Below are 15411 nucleotides of genomic sequence, written 5' to 3'. Positions count from 1 at the left end.
AGACGCCATCGAAACGTCGGATATGGACGATTTCAACTTCTCCCTGGACGATGACTCAACCGACAACGCCGCACCGTCGGTGCCGGCCTCACAGCCCGACGCCCAGAACGCGCTGGCCCGTCGCCACACCTCACTGCTCAGCCGTATTCCCGTCACCCTGACGCTGGAAGTGGCGTCGGTAGAAATCGCCCTGTCTGAGCTGCTGCGCATAGATGACGACTCGGTGATCGAGCTGGACAAGCTCGCCGGTGAACCACTGGACATTAAGGTCAACGGTATTCTGTTTGGTAAAGCCGAAGTGGTGGTGCTGAACGAGAAATACGGCATCCGCGTGCTGGAATTTAACAGTAAAGAAATAGATGAATTAGCGTTATGAAGAGATCACGGCTGATCCTCCTCGGCCTCGCACTCGGCCTGTTTTCACCCCTGGTCCTCGCCAAGGGTGGAGATATCGCCTTTTTGAACGTTATCAATCAGGCCGGTGGCGGCCAAGAGTACAGCGTCAAGATTCAGGTGCTGATCCTGATGACCCTGCTCGGCCTGTTGCCGACTATGGTGTTGATGATGACCTGCTTCACCCGGTTCATCATCGTGCTGTCGATTTTGCGCCAGGCCATGGGGCTACAGCAGACCCCGCCGAACAAGATCCTGATTGGTATTGCCCTGTCCTTGACCCTATTGGTGATGCGCCCGGTGTGGATGAATATCTATGACCACGCCATCGTGCCTTATCAGAATGACCAAATTACCTTGCAAGAAACGCTGAGCACCGCCTCCGTGCCACTCAAGAGATTCATGCTGGCGCAGACCGACAAAAAGGCCATGGCGCAAATCATGGATATCGCAGGAGAGAAAGGTGATCCGCAGGCGCAAGACTTATCGATTGTGGTGCCCGCTTATGTGCTGAGCGAGCTGAAAACCGCCTTCCAGATTGGCTTCATGATTTACATCCCGTTCTTAGTGATTGACCTGATCGTCGCCAGCGTCCTGATGGCGATGGGGATGATGATGCTGTCACCGCTGATCGTTTCGCTGCCCTTCAAACTGATGCTCTTTGTACTGATAGACGGCTGGTCGCTGACCGTCGGCACACTGACCCACAGCATTCAAGGGCTTGGCCTGAGCTAAGGCTCCCGCCTCTTACGAGGAAATAACATGTTAACCATCGATACCGCGGCGGATGTCGTCGCAGGTGGCATCAAAACGGTGATCACGCTGGTCTGCGTGCTGGTCGTTCCCAGCCTGCTGGTTGGGCTATGCGTCAGTATTTTCCAGGCCGCCACCCAAATTAATGAACAGACACTGAGCTTTCTGCCGCGCCTGATTGTCACCCTGTTGATACTGATCATCTGTGGGAAATGGATGATGGTGCAGCTCAGTGACTTCTGCATCGCCATCTTTACCCAAGCCAGCGTGCTGGTGCATTAAGGAATCATGATGCCGATTGACGCGCTAACCGCCCTGGTGTTCTCACTCTGGTTTCCCTTTGTGCGCATCATGTCGTTTGTCCATTTTTGCCCCATTCTGGACAACAAGGCGCTGAACGTCCGCATTCGCATTATTATTTCTTTGGCGCTGGCGATCATCATGGCCCCGCTGGTTCCCAATGTTGTCGAAGTCAGCCTGCTCTCCATGCGCGGCATATTGCTGACCTTCGAGCAGATTATCTGGGGGTTGGTGTTTGGCATGACGCTTCAACTGGTGTTTCTGGCGTTACAGACCGCCGGCCAAATCCTGTCGTTTAATATGGGCATGAGCATGGCCGTCATGAATGACCCCAACAGCGGCGCGTCCACCACCGTGATTTCACAAACCGTGTATATCTTTGCCGGACTGCTGTTCTTCGTGATGGACGGCCACCTGCTGCTGGTGACTATCTTGTTCAAAGGCTTCACCTATTGGCCGATTGGCAACGCGCTGCACCCGCAAAGTTTTAAAGTGATGGCGCTGGCGCTGGGCTGGGTTTTCTCCTCCGCCATGCTGCTGGCGCTGCCGACAACTTTTATTATGCTGACGGTTCAGGGCGTGTTTGGCCTGCTTAACCGCATTGCGCCCACCCTCAACCTGTTCTCGCTCGGCTTCCCTATTAATATGCTGTTCGGCCTGGGCTGTCTGGCCGCGCTGTTCTACAACCTGCCGGACCATTATCTGCATTTCACCAACCAAATATTGGCGATGCTCGACAGCATGAGGGTCTCCAATGGCGGATGATTCAGCAGGAGAAAAGAGTGAGAAGGCCTCGGCGCAGAAAAAGCGCAAGGCGCGCGAAGAGGGCGAAATTGCTCGCTCAAAAGATATCTCGCTGGCGGGCAGCCTGTTTGCGGCGTTCTTTGTGGTGAGCAGCAGCATGCCCCACTACCGGGATTTCGTGCGTGAAGCCTTTGTGTCACTCAATCAGTACTCCCAGCACATTGTCGAACCGGGCATTATCGCCCAGTTCCTTAAATACAATATGCTGATATTTTTGAAATTTGTTGTCACGCTGATCCCCATTCCGTTGGCTGCGTCGGCAGTATCGCTGATCCCCGGCGGCTGGATATTCACGCCGAAAAAGCTGCTGCCGAACTTCGGCAAACTGAACCCTATCACCGGAATTGGCCGCCTGTTTAGCGCCCAGCATCTGGTTGAAACGCTCAAAATGATGTTCAAAAGCATCATCATGCTGGCCCTGCTCTACCACATGGTGAGCAGCTACCTGCCGGATTACCTCGCCATGCAGTCACTGTTTTTCAAAGAGGCGGTGTTCCACAGCCTCTCGCTGTATGGCGATGTGATGTTCAACTTCGTGTTGCTGGTTGGCTTCTTTGCCGCCGTGGATCTGCCGATCACCAAGTACATGTTCAACAAAAAACTGCGCATGACCAAGCAAGAGCAGAAGGACGAATACAAGAACAGCGAAGGTAAGCCGGAGGTGAAATCCCGCATTCGCCAGCTCCAGCGGCAGGTCGCCATGGGGCAGATCCGCCGCACCGTGCCGGGAGCCGACGTGATTATCACCAACCCGACGCACTTTGCCGTGGCGCTGAAGTATGACCACTCCCGCGCCGCTGCCCCTTACGTGGTGGCGAAAGGCAGTGATGAAACCGCGCTTTATATCCGTCAGGTCGCGAAGGAAAACCAGATTGAAATCGTCGAGTTTCCTAAGTTGGCCCGCGCGGTTTATTACACCACGCAGGTTAATCAGCAGATCCCTTCTCAGCTCTACCGCGCCATTGCGCACGTGCTGACCTATGTATTGCAGCTCAAATCCTGGCGCGTGGGCAATAGCAGCTCGCGCCCGCAATTAAACCGATTCATGACGATCCCGAAAGAGGTGTTAAAACAGGATGCAGAAATTCACTAGCAGGTTCTTTAAAGTGTTCCGGGGAGGCAGCGTCGGCGTACCTTTGGTACTGCTGAGTATTTTGGCAATGATCATCTTGCCATTGCCACCGATGGTGCTCGACGTCCTGTTCACCTTCAACATCGTGCTGGCGGTGCTGGTGCTGCTGGTCAGCGTATCGACCAAGCGCCCGCTCGATTTCGCGCTGTTCCCCACCGTCTTGCTGATAACCACCCTGTTGCGCCTGTCGCTCAACGTGGCGTCTACCCGCGTGGTGCTGCTGTTTGGTCATGAAGGGGTTGGCGCCGCCGGTAAGGTGATTGAATCCTTCGGTCAGGTGGTGATCGGCGGTAACTTCGTGGTTGGCTTCGTAGTGTTCGTGATCTTGATGATCATCAACTTCGTGGTGGTGACCAAGGGGGCCGAGCGTATTTCCGAGGTATCGGCGCGATTCACCCTCGACGCCATGCCGGGCAAACAGATGGCGATCGACGCCGACCTGAATGCCGGGCTTATCAACCAAGAGCAGGCGCGAACCCGCCGCAAAGAGATCGCCAGCGAGGCGGATTTCTACGGCGCAATGGACGGGGCGTCGAAGTTTGTCCGTGGGGACGCCATCGCCGGGATGATGATCTTAATGATCAACCTGATCGGCGGTATCTGTATCGGTATCTTTAAATATGACCTGAGCGCCAGCGCCGCCTTCCAGCAGTACGTGTTACTGACCATTGGTGATGGTCTGGTGGCGCAAATCCCGTCCCTGCTGCTCTCTACCGCGGCGGCAATTATTGTTACCCGCGTCAACGACAGCGGCGATATGGCCACGGAGATGAAGCGTCAGTTGCTGGCCTCGCCAATGACGCTCTACACGGCGGCGGGCGTGATGTTTGTGCTGGCGGTGGTGCCAGGCATGCCGCATCTGCCCTTCCTCTCTTTCACCGCGATGCTGGCTTACACCGCGTGGCGCATCAGCCGCCAGCCTAAGGCGGCAGTCAATGAAGCCGAGCAACTGGCGGAAATCTCGAAAAATATCAGCGAAGATATTGAGCAAACCGTTAGCTGGGAAAGCATTCCGCTGATTGAGCCGGTGGCAATTAGCCTTGGCTACAAGCTGGTGACGCTGGTTGATAAATCTAAAGGCAGCCCCCTCACTCAGCGAATACGCGGGGTGCGGCAGGTGGTGTCGGAAACCTACGGCGTGCTGCTGCCCGAGGTGCGAATTCGCGAGAACTTCCGCCTTAAGCCGACCCAGTACATCATCACGGTCAACGGCATCAAGCAGGCCAGCGGCACGCTGCCCGCCGATAAACTGATGGCGCTGCCCTCCAGCGAAACCTATGGCGAGGTGGACGGCCAGCTGGATAATGACCCGGCCTACGGCATGCCGGTGACCTGGATAACGCCGGACCAGAAGCCGCACGCGCTTAATCTGGGCTATCAGGTGGTGGACTGCGCCAGCGTAGTGGCAACTCACGTCAACAAGGTGCTGCGCCAGCATATTCCTGACCTGTTTAACTATGACGACATCACCCTGCTGCACAACCGGCTGGCGTCGATGTCCCCCAAACTGGCGGAAGATCTCAACGGCGCCCTCAATTACAGCCAGCTGCTGCGCATCTATCGCATGCTGCTGCAAGAAGGGGTGTCGCTGCGCGATATCGTGGTGATCGGCACTACGCTGCTGGAAAGCGCAGCCACCACCAAAGACGCCTTCCTGCTGGCGGCCGACGTGCGTTATGCCCTACGCCGCAGCATCACGGCGGGCATGGTTCAGGGCAGCGCGCTGTCGGTTTACACCCTGCATCACGAGCTGGAAACGCTGCTGATGACCGCCTTTAATCAGACGCAAACGGCGGGTAAAACGCCGCTCGACAGCATTCCGCTGGACCCTAACCTGCTGACACAGTTCCAAAATACGCTGCCAAAAGTCAAAGAGCAGATGAAAGCCATTGGTAAAGAGCCGGTGCTGCTGGTGCCGCCGCAGCTGCGCCCGCTGCTGTCGCGCTATGCCCGTTTATTCGCGCCGGGGCTGCACGTGCTCTCCTTCAATGAAATCCCCGATGAACACGAACTGCGTATTGAAGGCAGTCTGACGTAACGCCCTTCCCCCGCGCCTTATTTTGGGCGCGGGATATTAAAATTGTGGTTTTTGCTAGCACTGACATAAATATGTCCGACAACTTAGGCTACGCTATAAATAATGTCATTTTGCTGGAAGCCCGGTTATGTCGTTAGCCACTCACCCGACCTCCTCCGTTTTAAAGAAGAGCTATTACAGCGCGGATCAAAGCCTCTCCCTCGGCCAATTGGACGTGGAGAAAATCGAGCAGATCGCCCGTGATTTGGATATTTCAGCCAGCGACAAAGAGCATTACGTCACCGGCTGGATGGGGCAAAACAGCGTGGTGCTGGTACGCAATTATCAAGACAAACGCGGCGCGTCTAACGGCTTGGTGATGTCACGCGGCCAGCGTTACAAGCTCAGCGTGCAGGCCATCAAGTTCCGCATTCCCAAATTCCTGCTGTGGATGACGCTGCGCCGCAGGCCGCGCACCATGTCGGTGGTCGGCTATACCCGTCTTGGCGCACAGGCTACCGGCTTGCAGCAGTTCCACACGCTGGCCGACAAAAGTTTGAAACAGCAGTTGGAAAACGACTGGCGCGAGCTTAATGACTACCTCGGCATGGCGTGCTGGCAGATGGAAAACAATCAGCCAATGTGGCGTAGCGTGCAAAGGGAGATCTCTCCGCAGGCCCTGTGGTATCTGGCTGACAGCGATCTGTTCAGCGGTAAGAAACTGCAAAAGGATGGCGATTTTGAAGGGATGTGGACCAAGAATCGTTTTCTCGGCCGCCGCACCGGCGAGCACGCGGCGCTGCTGATTTCCTGGCGCGACGAGGAGAATGACGACATCGCCAGCTACTTGTATGAGCGAGTGACCGCCAACCAGATTCGGCTGTCACTGCGCCCGCGCAAAGAGGAGAAGTTCTACCCGTTGAATCCGTTCGACGCCGAGCATTTGCAGCAGGCGCTGTCGATGTTCAAACAGGTAGAACCTGAGTTATGCCATAACAAAATCCGAGCCTGACGGCAGAGTTCGCGCGGTTACCACCACTGGTGAAAATGGTGAACCGGGCCGATACCTTGCCCCACCTCCAGCGAATCCGCCTGCACCAGCGCCTGCTGCAGATAAGCCTTCGCGGCGCGGACGGTGTCCGGCCAGTTATCGTGGCGCGGGCGCAGAGCCGCCAACGCCGCCGACAGCGTGCAGCCTGTGCCATGAGTGTGTCGAGTCTCAACCCGCGGCGCGGTAAAGCGCTCGCGGGATCCGCGCATAAACAGCCAGTCCGGGCTTTCGCTATCCGTTAAATGCCCGCCCTTCATCAGCACCGCGTCACAGCCCATCGCCAACAGCGCCTCGCCCTGTTCACGCATCTCTTGCTCATTCTGCGCCATGTCGCACTCCAGCAGCGCCGCCGCCTCCGGCAGGTTTGGCGTGATAATCGCTACCTGCGGCAGCAGCAGGCGTCGCAAAGCTTCAACCGAATCCGCCGACAGCAGCGGATCGCCGCTTTTAGCCAGCATAACGGTGTCCAGCACCACAAACGGCGGCTGATAGTGCCGAAGGCGCTCGGCCACGGCTTCGACAATATCGCTGTTAGCCAGCATGCCGATTTTGGCGGTATCAATACGCACGTCGCTGAGCACCGAGTCCAGCTGCGCCGCCACAAAAGCCGGGTCGATGTTGTAAACCGACTGCACGCCACGGGTGTTTTGCGCCACCAGCGCGGTGATAACGCTGGTGCCGTAAGCCGCCAGCGCCGAGAAGGTTTTCAGGTCAGCCTGAATCCCCGCACCGCCGCTCGGGTCCGTCCCGGCAATAGTTAATGCATTGATACGTTTCATATTACTTCCCCCGACGTCAGCATCTCGCCATTCAGCAGCCACAGGTTGTCGAGAAAAGCCGGGGTAAAGCTGCCCGGCCCTCGAGCTTCGCTGCACGCCCTTTCCCCCGCACAGGACATCACTCGGCAAGCCGCCGCGACGTTATCCAGCAGATCGCCGGGCAGGGAAACAAAAGCCGCCACCACCGCCGACAGCGCGCAGCCGGTGCCGACAATGCGGGTCATCAGGGCGTCGCCGCCTGTCACAGCAAGGCTACGCGCGCCGTCAGTGACATAATCAACTTCCCCCGTCACCGCCACGATAGCCCCGGTTTCGCGAGCCAAGGCTTCGGCGGCGGGCAGCGCGGAGAGCGAGTCGTCGCCGCTATCCACGCCGCGCCCGGTAGAGGTTAAGCCACTTAACGCACGGATCTCAGAGGCGTTTCCACGAATCGCGGCAGGATGAAGTTTGATTAACTGGCGGCAAAACTCAGTGCGCAGACCCAGCCCGCCGACGGCCACCGGGTCCAGCACCCAAGGCTTCCCAGCTTGATTAGCCGAGTTAACCGCCGCCAGCATGGCGTCGGCATGAGGCTGAGTCAGCGTCCCGACGTTAATCAGCACCGCATCAGCAATGGCGCTGAACTGCGCGGCTTCGGTTGGGTCCACCACCATCGCGGGGGAGGCATTCAACGCCAGCAGCACATTGGCCGTAAAGGATTGCACAACATCATTAGTCAGACAGTGAACCAGCGGCTTAGCGTGACGCAGGTTTTCGAGGGCAGCGGCAGCAGAGTTGCCGGAAAAAACGGAAGGTCGAGTGTTCATATTTCTCCCAACCGGCGCTAAAGAAGGCGGTATCGGGAGAGATACCTGACTTCCCTACGCTGGCATAATCCAGATCAGGTAATACGGGTAAGGTCTCAGCCCTTTCTTTCACAAGAAGGACACCCCGAGTCAACGAAAGCCATTATTGGTTGGCACGTCTGGAAGATCAACCTAGAATCGTCGAAGCGGGTAACAATGGAGAAGATGTCTTGCAGATACGCCCTTATGAAGAAGCCGATCGCCCTTTTTTACGCACCCTGTACCTCGCGTCACGCAAGGATACGTGGACTTGGATGGACACTGATGATTTTCAACTCGAAGATTTCGACCGCGCCATCCTTGGAGAAACTGTGATCGTCGCCGAACATCAAGGAAAGTTGCTAGGTTTTGCGTCCATCTTCACCCAAGAGAATTTCCTGCATAACCTGTTCGTTGATCCTGCCCACAAAGGCACCGGCGTCGGCAGCGCCCTGCTCCACGCCAGCGAAGCCCTGTTCACCGGCACAGGCTCACTGAAGTGTTTGATCAAGAGTAAAAACTCCGTCGGATTTTATCTCGCCAAGGGATGGGAGGTTGTCGCCGAGGGCGAGAGTCCAAAAGGGGATTATTATCTTTTTCATTTCTTGAAGAAATAATGCCCTTGGCGGGCGGGCTAAATCTTTAAATTCAAATTCAAATTCAAAACCGTGCGCTGCCGCCACACCGGCCTCAAGGGGCGCCTATCGCCGCGCCCCTTGAGAATCCCCGGCTCTTTACTGCGCGCTCCGCTCGTGAAACGAACATGTTTCAGCTACTTCCGTTATACACCGCAAAATGTCGCCGCTTAGGCGGTACCTTCGCTGCGGGATTCAAGCCTCAGGTCTTGAACCTCTTGCTCAGCGCCATTTTTGACTGCGGTTTTGGGGCTTCTCTACCGTGCCGTTTCAGGCAAATTCGAGTTTGTGAAGGGGGATGGGAAGGTTCGGTGTAAATGCCAGTAGGTCGCGTTCAGAAGTGACGCCGAATGAATGGTTCGAGACCAAAGGCTCGAAGCCTGAAATTCGGGAACCGCCTAAGCGGCGGCACTTCGCGACGATCACAATGGCTGCTGAAACACGTTCATTCCAACCCTGCGCAGCCTCGATCTCACAACAGAAAAAACGCAGGGTTCCAAGGGAGGCGCGTTTACGCCTCCCTTGGTCGGTGTGGGCCGACGCCCACGACCTTGAATTTGAATTTGAATTTAAAGATGCAATAGAAAAAGGGGAAAGCGGGATTAAACGCCGCAACGTTTACCCCACTCCCCCCTTCACTGGGCAGTGATGATCAACCGGGGATCACTCCCCGCGCAAATCCTTCACATCTTTATCTTTCACATTTAACGCTGGCTGAGCACCAAACTCTTTAAACATATAAGTGCTCAGCGTGGCGATCTGCTTGTCACTCAGGGTGTCAGCAAAGCCCGGCATAAACACGTCGCCGTCGTTAGTTTTGCGCGATACGCCGTGCAGGATAACATTGACCAAGTTGTTTGGCGTCTGGGCACCTACTACGCTGTTTTTCATCAGCGATGGGTAATAGCCGTCTTGGCTGCCCTGACCGCCGAAGCTGTGGCAGCTTGCGCAGTTGCCGAGGAACAGGCGCGCGCCGTCGGTTTCCTGACTGGCTTTGAATGGCACGCCGCGCAGGTTGTCTACGCTGGTGCTCTCATGGCCCCAATCAGAACGGCTCTTGGTGACGGATGAATCCGCCTGCGGCTTCAGCGTCTGGATGTAAGTCGCCATCGCGTTCAGGTCGGCATCGGTCAGATGACGAGTACTGTTCTCGATAACTTCCGCCATCGGGCCTGCGGCCTGCGCTTTGCCACTGACGTGACCAGAACGTAGATACTGCACGATGTCGCCTTTGCTCCAGCTACCAATCCCGGCGTTTTTGTCGGAAGAGATGTTGAACGCGGTCCAGCCGTCAACCTCGGTTCCGGCGTAAGGCTTGCCGTCTTTCATCCCCATGGTGATGTTACGCGGGGTGTGGCACTCGCCGCAGTGACCTAAGCCTTCGACCAGATATTTACCCTGATTCCACTCGGCTGACTGCGCGGTGTCTGGCTCAAAACGCTTGCTGTCGAAGTTCACCAGATTCCAGAACCACATACCCCAGCGCTGGTTGAACGGGAACGGCATCTCGTTTTCGCGATTTTGCTGATGCACCGGCGGCAGGCTGAACAAGTAGGCCTTAATGGCTTTCACGTCGTCATCTTTCAACAGCGTGTAAGAGGTGTACGGGAAGGCCGGATACAGGTGCTGCCCCTCTTTGTTCTTACCTTCGTGGACCGCGCGCAGGAAGTCTTCGTCGCTCCATGTGCCGATGCCCGTCTCTTTATCCGCCGTGATATTTGGCGAATATAGGGTACCCATAGGGGTTTTAAAGGCTAAGCCACCGGCAAAAGGTTTACCGTCTTTGGTGGTGTGACAGGCCACGCAGTCCGCGGCCTGCGTCAGGTATTCACCGCGTTTAATCAGGTCCACGCCAGACTCTTCGGCCTGTGCCGCAAAGCTGAACAGACCAACAGCAGCCATCAGGCTAAGGGTTAACTTTTTCATCATTACACCTCCGCCTTTAATGTTTCTGCAATCCGTAGCGAGAGCGCCGCAATGGTCAAGGTACAGTTTACCGAGCCGACGGTCGGCATGACCGCGCTACTGGCGATAAACAGGTTCTTATGGTCATGGGTGCGACAGTCGGTATCCACCACCGAGTCTTTCGGGTCGTGGCCCATGATAGTGGTGCCGGTAATGTGGTTGTTGTTGGCGAAGTCTTTGAAGTAAGTGATGTCGGTGCCGCCCATCAGGCGCGCAGCATCGGCATAGACTTTGTAGGTGTGCTCAGCACTTTTACGCACATAGTCGTCCATCGCGTAGTAGAACTCCGGCTTCGGAATACCCAGTTTGTCTTTCTCAGTGGCACTCGGAATGATGCGGTTTTCCGCGTGCGGCAGGATCTCGTGGAAGCTGTCGAAACGCACGTAGCGCGAAGAACGATCGCGAATACGCTTGTCGAGGTCTGGCCCAAGGATCAGCTCGCCCTTTTGGCTCAGCAGACGCCCTGCTTCCTGATCGGTGCGGGAGACGTTCGACAGGTGGATTTTCTTCGCGGCGTACTCTTTACGAAAATCACCGTCGCGGAAGCCCACCATGGAGGTCATCTCCTGCGGCCCGCGCCCCGGCCACAGCGGCTCATTGGCGTAAAACTCAACGCCGACGCCTGGGTGGTCCATCAGGTTGCGGCCCACTTGGTCAGAACTGTTACCCACGCCGTTCGGGTTCTTGTCATTGGTGGACATCAGCATCAGTTTAGGGATTTCGATGCCGTTCGCCGCCAACACGAAGTATTTCGCTTCAGCACGATGCTCATTGCCCTGCGGGTCTTTGAACAGCGCGGCGGTGATCTCCTGCTTGTCATTGACTTCCAGCTTGTACACCACGGATTCAGGACGCAGAACTGCGCCGTTTTTCTCGGCTTTCTCAACGTGGGTGATGCCGTTGTACATCGCGCCAATCGGGCAAATCGGCATGCAGTTGTTGTTACCACAGCAGGTCGGGCGGCCATCGTAAGGGCGGCTGTTACGCGCCACAGGCTCGGTCACTACGTAGTAACCGTTGTTGTTGAGCACGGTTTTCAGGCGCTGTTCGTTGTAAGAGAGCGGCAGAGGCTCCATCGGGTATGGCGCACTGCGCGGCGAACCCAGCTCTTCATTGTTCGGCCCCCACACGCCCAGCTCTTGCTCGGCGCGGAAGTACCATTTCTCCAACTCGCCGTACTCCATCGGCCAGTCGCGGCCAACGCCGTAGAGAGATTTAATCTTGAAGTCGTTCGGCAGGAAGCGCCACGCGGAGGCCGCCCAGTGCCAGGTTGTGCCACCCACCACGCGGATAAACTGCGCGTCGTACGGGTGTTCACCCTTCTGAATCAGATAGTTATTGCTTGGATTCGCTTCAGGATGCGGCGCGTAGTCGGTAGACGGATACGGCTTCATGTTGTCCGACTTGTCGGCCTGATTGCGGAAATTCTCGACAATTTCCCAGCGAGACAGGCGCGGGCCTGCTTCCAAAATTAAGACGTTTTTCCCGGCTTTCGCCAGTTCGTTTGCCACTAAACCACCGGCAACGCCTGAGCCAATGACAACGACGTCAGCTTTTAATGTGTCAGCCATGTTCTTTTTTCCTTAATTAAAGCGCGACATCGGGCTTGGCAGCCCAGTAGCCAGGACGATTGGTACAGTAAGAGCGGATCACCAGCACATCGGAGACCGCCTCAAACATCAGCGCTTTTTCATAAGTCACGACTGCAATGTCTTGCCCTTCGCCCACCTGCCCCAAATACCAGCCTTGCAGGATAATGCGCGCGGCGTCTTGCTGTGGCTGAGCCCAGCTCGATGGCGCACCGGCAGGCAGGGTTTGCAGTGAGTCCAACTGCGCGGCGATGTCAGGTTTGCGCTGTAAAATCGCCGCATACAGACGTTGGCCAATCACCGGGTTGAGGTGCTTTTTGCCGGTCAGCGCGCGGGAAATACGTAAGAACTTGTCGACATCAACTGGCGAAGGTTCGCCGTCGGCGGCAAAAGCTTTTAGCGGAATAGGCATCATCAGGCTGCTGGCCAGTCCGACGCCGATATAACCCAATAAGCGACGACGTGAAACGCCGCTGACGCGAAGCGTCTTCGAAGGGGTATCAGACATTGCATTTTCTCCTAAAAAACAACGGGATGACGGATGAACGGACATCCGTGGGCTGCGCCCTTCATCAACGCGCTGTCACCCTAACGGGTGAGTAAAGTGCACAATTCAATGGTTGTACGCGGTGTTATCTACCGGCTTGTATAATGCGGAGAGGATTATTTTTTATGCGCATCATTGTTATAAAAGTAGCCGATATGTAAAGAAACGTCGGCATGATACAACACGATATGCAGGGATAATATGTTGATGTGGTTCATTTCGTGCTAAATATTGATTTACACAAAAAATTAAATCAATAAATACAAGTAGTTAGTTGTTTTTTATTTATTTTATAGCGTGAAATAAATCAGCAAATTTTTCTTGTTTGATGCGCATTTTTTAGCTGTCTCAGGGCAACCGTAATTTTTTACCCCTCTACGTCAAAAAATCTTGTTGTTGTTGATAGCACAGACTTTTATTTTGCTATTCTGCTTTCACGCCGTTTTTGATGATTATCGCACGGTGAAATTTGCTTTTAGTGCTATACATAATTTGACACGCCACTTACACACTTAAGGCTCCTCCAATGAAAAAAACGAAGATTTTGCAAGCTGCGCTCATTGCCGGTGCAGTATTGCTTGCAGGGTGTACAAGTCAGATCACTAAATCGGATAAATATTCTGGCTTCCTCGGCGATTATTCTGGTTTAAAAGAGACCAAAACACCGTCCGGAAAAACGGTATTACGCTGGGTTGATCCGTCCTTCAACGCTTCTAACTATTCACATGTTCTCTACCAGCCAATCACCTTCTACCCGCAGCCTCAGCCAAATGCGCAAATCGACAAACAGACCTTGGATGGCGTGCTGGATTACACCAATAACCGTCTGAAATCGTCTATCGCGCAGCGTCTTCCGCTGACCGACCACGCTGGTCCTCGCACCTTAATCTTTAAAGGTGCCATCACCGGGGTGAGCACTGCGGCAGAGGGTTTGCAGTTCTATGAAGTGATCCCAGTGGCGTTAGTTGTTGCTGGCGCAGAAACCGCCAGTGGCCACCGCACCCGCGATACCGAACTCTATTTCGAAGCTGAGCTGATCGACGCCAGCACCGGTAAAGTGGTTGTGAAAGTGGTGCGTAAAGGCCTGGGTAAACAAGTCTCTAACGACAGCCAAAAAGTGACCCTGAACGACCTGAAAGGCGTGGTAGACAGCCTGGCGACCGACGCCGTGCAGTTCAACCCAGCCCCGCAAAAGTAAGTGTTCGAGTGGAAGTGAAAAAGCAGCCTGCGGGCTGCTTTTTTGTTTTTAGGACGGGTGTTGGAAAAAAATCGGAAAATGGTTGGAAAATGTCTCGCAAATAAGCATGTAATTTTTTGAAAATTAAGCCAATGACTTTATGTAGCGCCGAGATTGGTCTCTAATCCTTGAATATTGTTATTGATTAATAATTCAACTCAAATGCCGCAGACGATATCAAAAAATGATATCATTAAGCCAACATGGCGCATTGCAACTAAAAGGATTTAGGGCACCAGCATGTTGAACGCTAACCATCTAAAGACATTGAATATCATCTTTTCCACACCAACATCTCGCACGCTGGAATGGCGTAAGATCGAGAATTTATTTGTTGCGCTTGGCGCACTCGTTACAGAAGGGAAAGGATCGCGAGTGAGGTTTGAAATTCAGCGAGTGGTTGCCTCATTTCATCGTCCCCATCCAGAGAAAGAGGCAAAAGTTTATCAAGTCAGAAGTGCCAGAATCTTTCTTGAAACAATAGGAGTCATTCCATGAGTACCATGATTTATCAGGGTTATGCGGCAAAAATTGAATACAGCGAAGAAGACCAATGCCTGATCGGGCATATCGCTGGCATTAGGGACGTCATAGGCTTTCATGCCGATAATGTGACTGATTTGCGAAATGCTTTTGAGGAAGCTGTCGATGACTATCTCAGCTATTGCGCTGAACAAGGCAGGTCACCACAGCGCCCAGCCAGCGGAAAAATCAGTTTACGCATCCCACCTGAAGTCCATTCAGCCATTAATGTTGCCGCGGAGATTTCAGGCAAAAGTGTTAATCAATGGATTAACGATATGCTCTCACGCATGGTGTATGACCCAATGCACACAGATAAATCTGTTTAATCCCCTTCAGCCCTTCAACCTCCGAGTTCATGACTATACTTATCCTCAATGTTCACAAACCGGAGGATTAACATGACCATTCACAAGAAAGGACAGGCTCACTGGGAAGGTAACATTAAGGAAGGTAAAGGGACTATCTCCACGGAGAGTGGCGCTCTGGATAAACAACCCTATGGCTTCAACACTCGCTTTGAAGGTAAACCCGGCACTAACCCGGAAGAGCTGATTGGCGCGGCGCACGCGGCTTGCTTCTCTATGGCGCTCTCTTTGATGCTCACAGAAGCTGGGCATGTTGCCAAGAGCATTGATACCGAGGCTAACGTCTCGTTAGATAAAGTGGACGGCGGATTCGCGATTAGCAAAGTCGCGCTGCAAAGCAAAGTGAAGCTGCCGGGGATTGATAAGGCGAAGTTCGACGAGATCATTCAGAAAGCCAAAGCCGGTTGCCCGGTTTCTAAGCTGCTGAAAGCCGAAATCACCCTCGACTATCAGCTCGAAAACTAGAAATCGGTTCCCTGAAGAGGCATTGATCTG

At 54.5% G+C, this 15411-nt stretch carries 17 protein-coding genes and 1 riboswitch; of the genes, 12 read left to right on the top strand and 5 right to left on the bottom strand.

Translation table 11 applies throughout. The features are described 5' to 3' along the window. Positions 1–22: 22 nt before the first annotated feature. The 7 genes from fliN to ACT3RR_RS00780 all read left to right on the top strand — a co-directional run bounded on the left by fliN (position 23) and on the right by ACT3RR_RS00780 (position 6411). Positions 23–376, top strand: coding sequence for a flagellar motor switch protein FliN (gene fliN, locus ACT3RR_RS00810; RefSeq protein ID WP_437342021.1), 354 nt, complete (start codon positions 23–25; stop codon positions 374–376). Further along, a complete protein-coding gene (gene fliP / locus ACT3RR_RS00805; protein WP_353501269.1) occupies positions 373–1128 on the top strand; it encodes a flagellar type III secretion system pore protein FliP in 756 nt (251 codons plus the stop codon). Before fliN ends, fliP begins: the two co-directional genes overlap by 4 nt. Before the next feature lie 27 nt (positions 1129–1155). Then, positions 1156–1428 (top strand): flagellar biosynthesis protein FliQ, encoded by a 273-nt coding sequence (gene fliQ / locus ACT3RR_RS00800; RefSeq protein ID WP_353501268.1) that lies wholly within the window; start codon positions 1156–1158, stop codon positions 1426–1428. Between the two features lie 9 nt (positions 1429–1437). Then, positions 1438–2211 carry a flagellar biosynthetic protein FliR gene (gene fliR, locus ACT3RR_RS00795; RefSeq protein ID WP_496199819.1) on the top strand — a complete coding sequence of 258 codons (774 nt, stop codon included), beginning with the start codon at positions 1438–1440 and terminating at the stop codon, positions 2209–2211. Then, entirely contained in the window at positions 2201–3343 is a 1143-nt protein-coding gene (gene flhB, locus ACT3RR_RS00790) for a flagellar type III secretion system protein FlhB (RefSeq protein ID WP_353501267.1), read from the top strand. The genes fliR and flhB overlap by 11 nt, the downstream gene beginning before the upstream one ends. After that, positions 3327–5420 carry a flagellar biosynthesis protein FlhA gene (gene flhA, locus ACT3RR_RS00785; protein ID WP_353501266.1) on the top strand — a complete coding sequence of 698 codons (2094 nt, stop codon included), beginning with the start codon at positions 3327–3329 and terminating at the stop codon, positions 5418–5420. Before flhB ends, flhA begins: the two co-directional genes overlap by 17 nt. Before the next feature lie 127 nt (positions 5421–5547). Continuing rightward, positions 5548–6411, top strand: a complete 864-nt coding sequence (locus ACT3RR_RS00780; RefSeq protein WP_485901677.1) for a hypothetical protein — start codon at positions 5548–5550, stop codon at positions 6409–6411. Positions 6412–6428: 17 nt separating this feature from the next. Here ACT3RR_RS00780 and thiD read toward each other — a convergent pair whose 3' ends face one another. Continuing rightward, positions 6429–7229 (bottom strand): bifunctional hydroxymethylpyrimidine kinase/phosphomethylpyrimidine kinase, encoded by an 801-nt coding sequence (gene thiD / locus ACT3RR_RS00775; protein WP_496199559.1) that lies wholly within the window; start codon positions 7227–7229, stop codon positions 6429–6431. Continuing rightward, positions 7226–8035, bottom strand: a complete 810-nt coding sequence (thiM, locus tag ACT3RR_RS00770; protein WP_496199558.1) for a hydroxyethylthiazole kinase — start codon at positions 8033–8035, stop codon at positions 7226–7228. The genes thiD and thiM overlap by 4 nt, the downstream gene beginning before the upstream one ends. Before the next feature lie 34 nt (positions 8036–8069). After that, a riboswitch (TPP riboswitch) is annotated at positions 8070–8172 on the bottom strand. Positions 8173–8244: 72 nt separating this feature from the next. Here thiM and ACT3RR_RS00765 point away from each other — a divergent pair. After that, positions 8245–8670: a GNAT family N-acetyltransferase gene (locus tag ACT3RR_RS00765; RefSeq protein WP_496199818.1), complete on the top strand. Its 426-nt coding sequence runs from the start codon at positions 8245–8247 to the stop codon at positions 8668–8670. 681 nt (positions 8671–9351) lie between these two features. Here ACT3RR_RS00765 and ACT3RR_RS00760 read toward each other — a convergent pair. The 3 genes from ACT3RR_RS00760 to ACT3RR_RS00750 are packed head-to-tail and all read right to left on the bottom strand — an operon-like array spanning position 9352 to position 12750. Further along, entirely contained in the window at positions 9352–10614 is a 1263-nt protein-coding gene (locus tag ACT3RR_RS00760; RefSeq protein ID WP_496199817.1) for a c-type cytochrome, read from the bottom strand. 2 nt (positions 10615–10616) lie between these two features. Then, positions 10617–12224: a GMC family oxidoreductase gene (locus tag ACT3RR_RS00755; RefSeq protein ID WP_353501261.1), complete on the bottom strand. Its 1608-nt coding sequence runs from the start codon at positions 12222–12224 to the stop codon at positions 10617–10619. Between the two features lie 16 nt (positions 12225–12240). Beyond that, positions 12241–12750 carry a sugar dehydrogenase complex small subunit gene (locus ACT3RR_RS00750; protein ID WP_496199557.1) on the bottom strand — a complete coding sequence of 170 codons (510 nt, stop codon included), beginning with the start codon at positions 12748–12750 and terminating at the stop codon, positions 12241–12243. A 565-nt stretch (positions 12751–13315) separates the two neighbouring features. Between ACT3RR_RS00750 and ACT3RR_RS00745 the strand changes: the two genes are divergently transcribed. The 4 genes from ACT3RR_RS00745 (at position 13316) to ACT3RR_RS00730 (ending at position 15381) form a co-directional block, all read left to right on the top strand. After that, on the top strand, positions 13316–13987 hold the full coding sequence (locus ACT3RR_RS00745) for a DUF3313 domain-containing protein (protein WP_485901684.1): 672 nt from the start codon (positions 13316–13318) through the stop codon (positions 13985–13987). A 279-nt stretch (positions 13988–14266) separates the two neighbouring features. Next, the gene (locus ACT3RR_RS00740) at positions 14267–14524 is read left to right on the top strand and encodes a type II toxin-antitoxin system HicA family toxin (protein WP_154146338.1); all 258 of its coding nucleotides are present in this window, start codon (positions 14267–14269) and stop codon (positions 14522–14524) included. Then, entirely contained in the window at positions 14521–14877 is a 357-nt protein-coding gene (locus ACT3RR_RS00735) for a type II toxin-antitoxin system HicB family antitoxin (RefSeq protein ID WP_353501258.1), read from the top strand. The genes ACT3RR_RS00740 and ACT3RR_RS00735 overlap by 4 nt, the downstream gene beginning before the upstream one ends. A 72-nt stretch (positions 14878–14949) precedes the next feature. Next, the gene (locus ACT3RR_RS00730; protein WP_034788271.1) at positions 14950–15381 is read left to right on the top strand and encodes an OsmC family protein; all 432 of its coding nucleotides are present in this window, start codon (positions 14950–14952) and stop codon (positions 15379–15381) included. Positions 15382–15411 lie beyond the last annotated feature (30 nt).

The sequence above is a fragment of the Ewingella sp. AOP8-B2-18 genome, from assembly GCF_052376015.1.
Lineage (GTDB): Bacteria > Pseudomonadota > Gammaproteobacteria > Enterobacterales > Enterobacteriaceae > Ewingella > Ewingella allii.
This window is presented reverse-complemented; position numbering and strand designations above follow the sequence as displayed.

What these genes read in the sequence shown, in the direction of transcription:
- ACT3RR_RS00755 (WP_353501261.1), bottom strand. Translation starts at nt 12,224, where the DNA reads ATGGCTGACACATTAAAAGCTGACGTCGTTGTCATTGGCTCAGGCGTT.
- ACT3RR_RS00735 (WP_353501258.1), top strand. Translation starts at nt 14,521, where the DNA reads ATGAGTACCATGATTTATCAGGGTTATGCGGCAAAAATTGAATACAGC.
- flhB (WP_353501267.1), top strand. Translation starts at nt 2,201, where the DNA reads ATGGCGGATGATTCAGCAGGAGAAAAGAGTGAGAAGGCCTCGGCGCAG.
- ACT3RR_RS00730 (WP_034788271.1), top strand. Translation starts at nt 14,950, where the DNA reads ATGACCATTCACAAGAAAGGACAGGCTCACTGGGAAGGTAACATTAAG.
- fliQ (WP_353501268.1), top strand. Translation starts at nt 1,156, where the DNA reads ATGTTAACCATCGATACCGCGGCGGATGTCGTCGCAGGTGGCATCAAA.
- fliR (WP_496199819.1), top strand. Translation starts at nt 1,438, where the DNA reads ATGCCGATTGACGCGCTAACCGCCCTGGTGTTCTCACTCTGGTTTCCC.
- ACT3RR_RS00760 (WP_496199817.1), bottom strand. Translation starts at nt 10,614, where the DNA reads ATGAAAAAGTTAACCCTTAGCCTGATGGCTGCTGTTGGTCTGTTCAGC.
- ACT3RR_RS00745 (WP_485901684.1), top strand. Translation starts at nt 13,316, where the DNA reads ATGAAAAAAACGAAGATTTTGCAAGCTGCGCTCATTGCCGGTGCAGTA.
- thiD (WP_496199559.1), bottom strand. Translation starts at nt 7,229, where the DNA reads ATGAAACGTATCAATGCATTAACTATTGCCGGGACGGACCCGAGCGGC.
- thiM (WP_496199558.1), bottom strand. Translation starts at nt 8,035, where the DNA reads ATGAACACTCGACCTTCCGTTTTTTCCGGCAACTCTGCTGCCGCTGCC.
- ACT3RR_RS00740 (WP_154146338.1), top strand. Translation starts at nt 14,267, where the DNA reads ATGTTGAACGCTAACCATCTAAAGACATTGAATATCATCTTTTCCACA.
- fliN (WP_437342021.1), top strand. Translation starts at nt 23, where the DNA reads ATGGACGATTTCAACTTCTCCCTGGACGATGACTCAACCGACAACGCC.
- ACT3RR_RS00780 (WP_485901677.1), top strand. Translation starts at nt 5,548, where the DNA reads ATGTCGTTAGCCACTCACCCGACCTCCTCCGTTTTAAAGAAGAGCTAT.
- fliP (WP_353501269.1), top strand. Translation starts at nt 373, where the DNA reads ATGAAGAGATCACGGCTGATCCTCCTCGGCCTCGCACTCGGCCTGTTT.
- ACT3RR_RS00750 (WP_496199557.1), bottom strand. Translation starts at nt 12,750, where the DNA reads ATGTCTGATACCCCTTCGAAGACGCTTCGCGTCAGCGGCGTTTCACGT.
- flhA (WP_353501266.1), top strand. Translation starts at nt 3,327, where the DNA reads ATGCAGAAATTCACTAGCAGGTTCTTTAAAGTGTTCCGGGGAGGCAGC.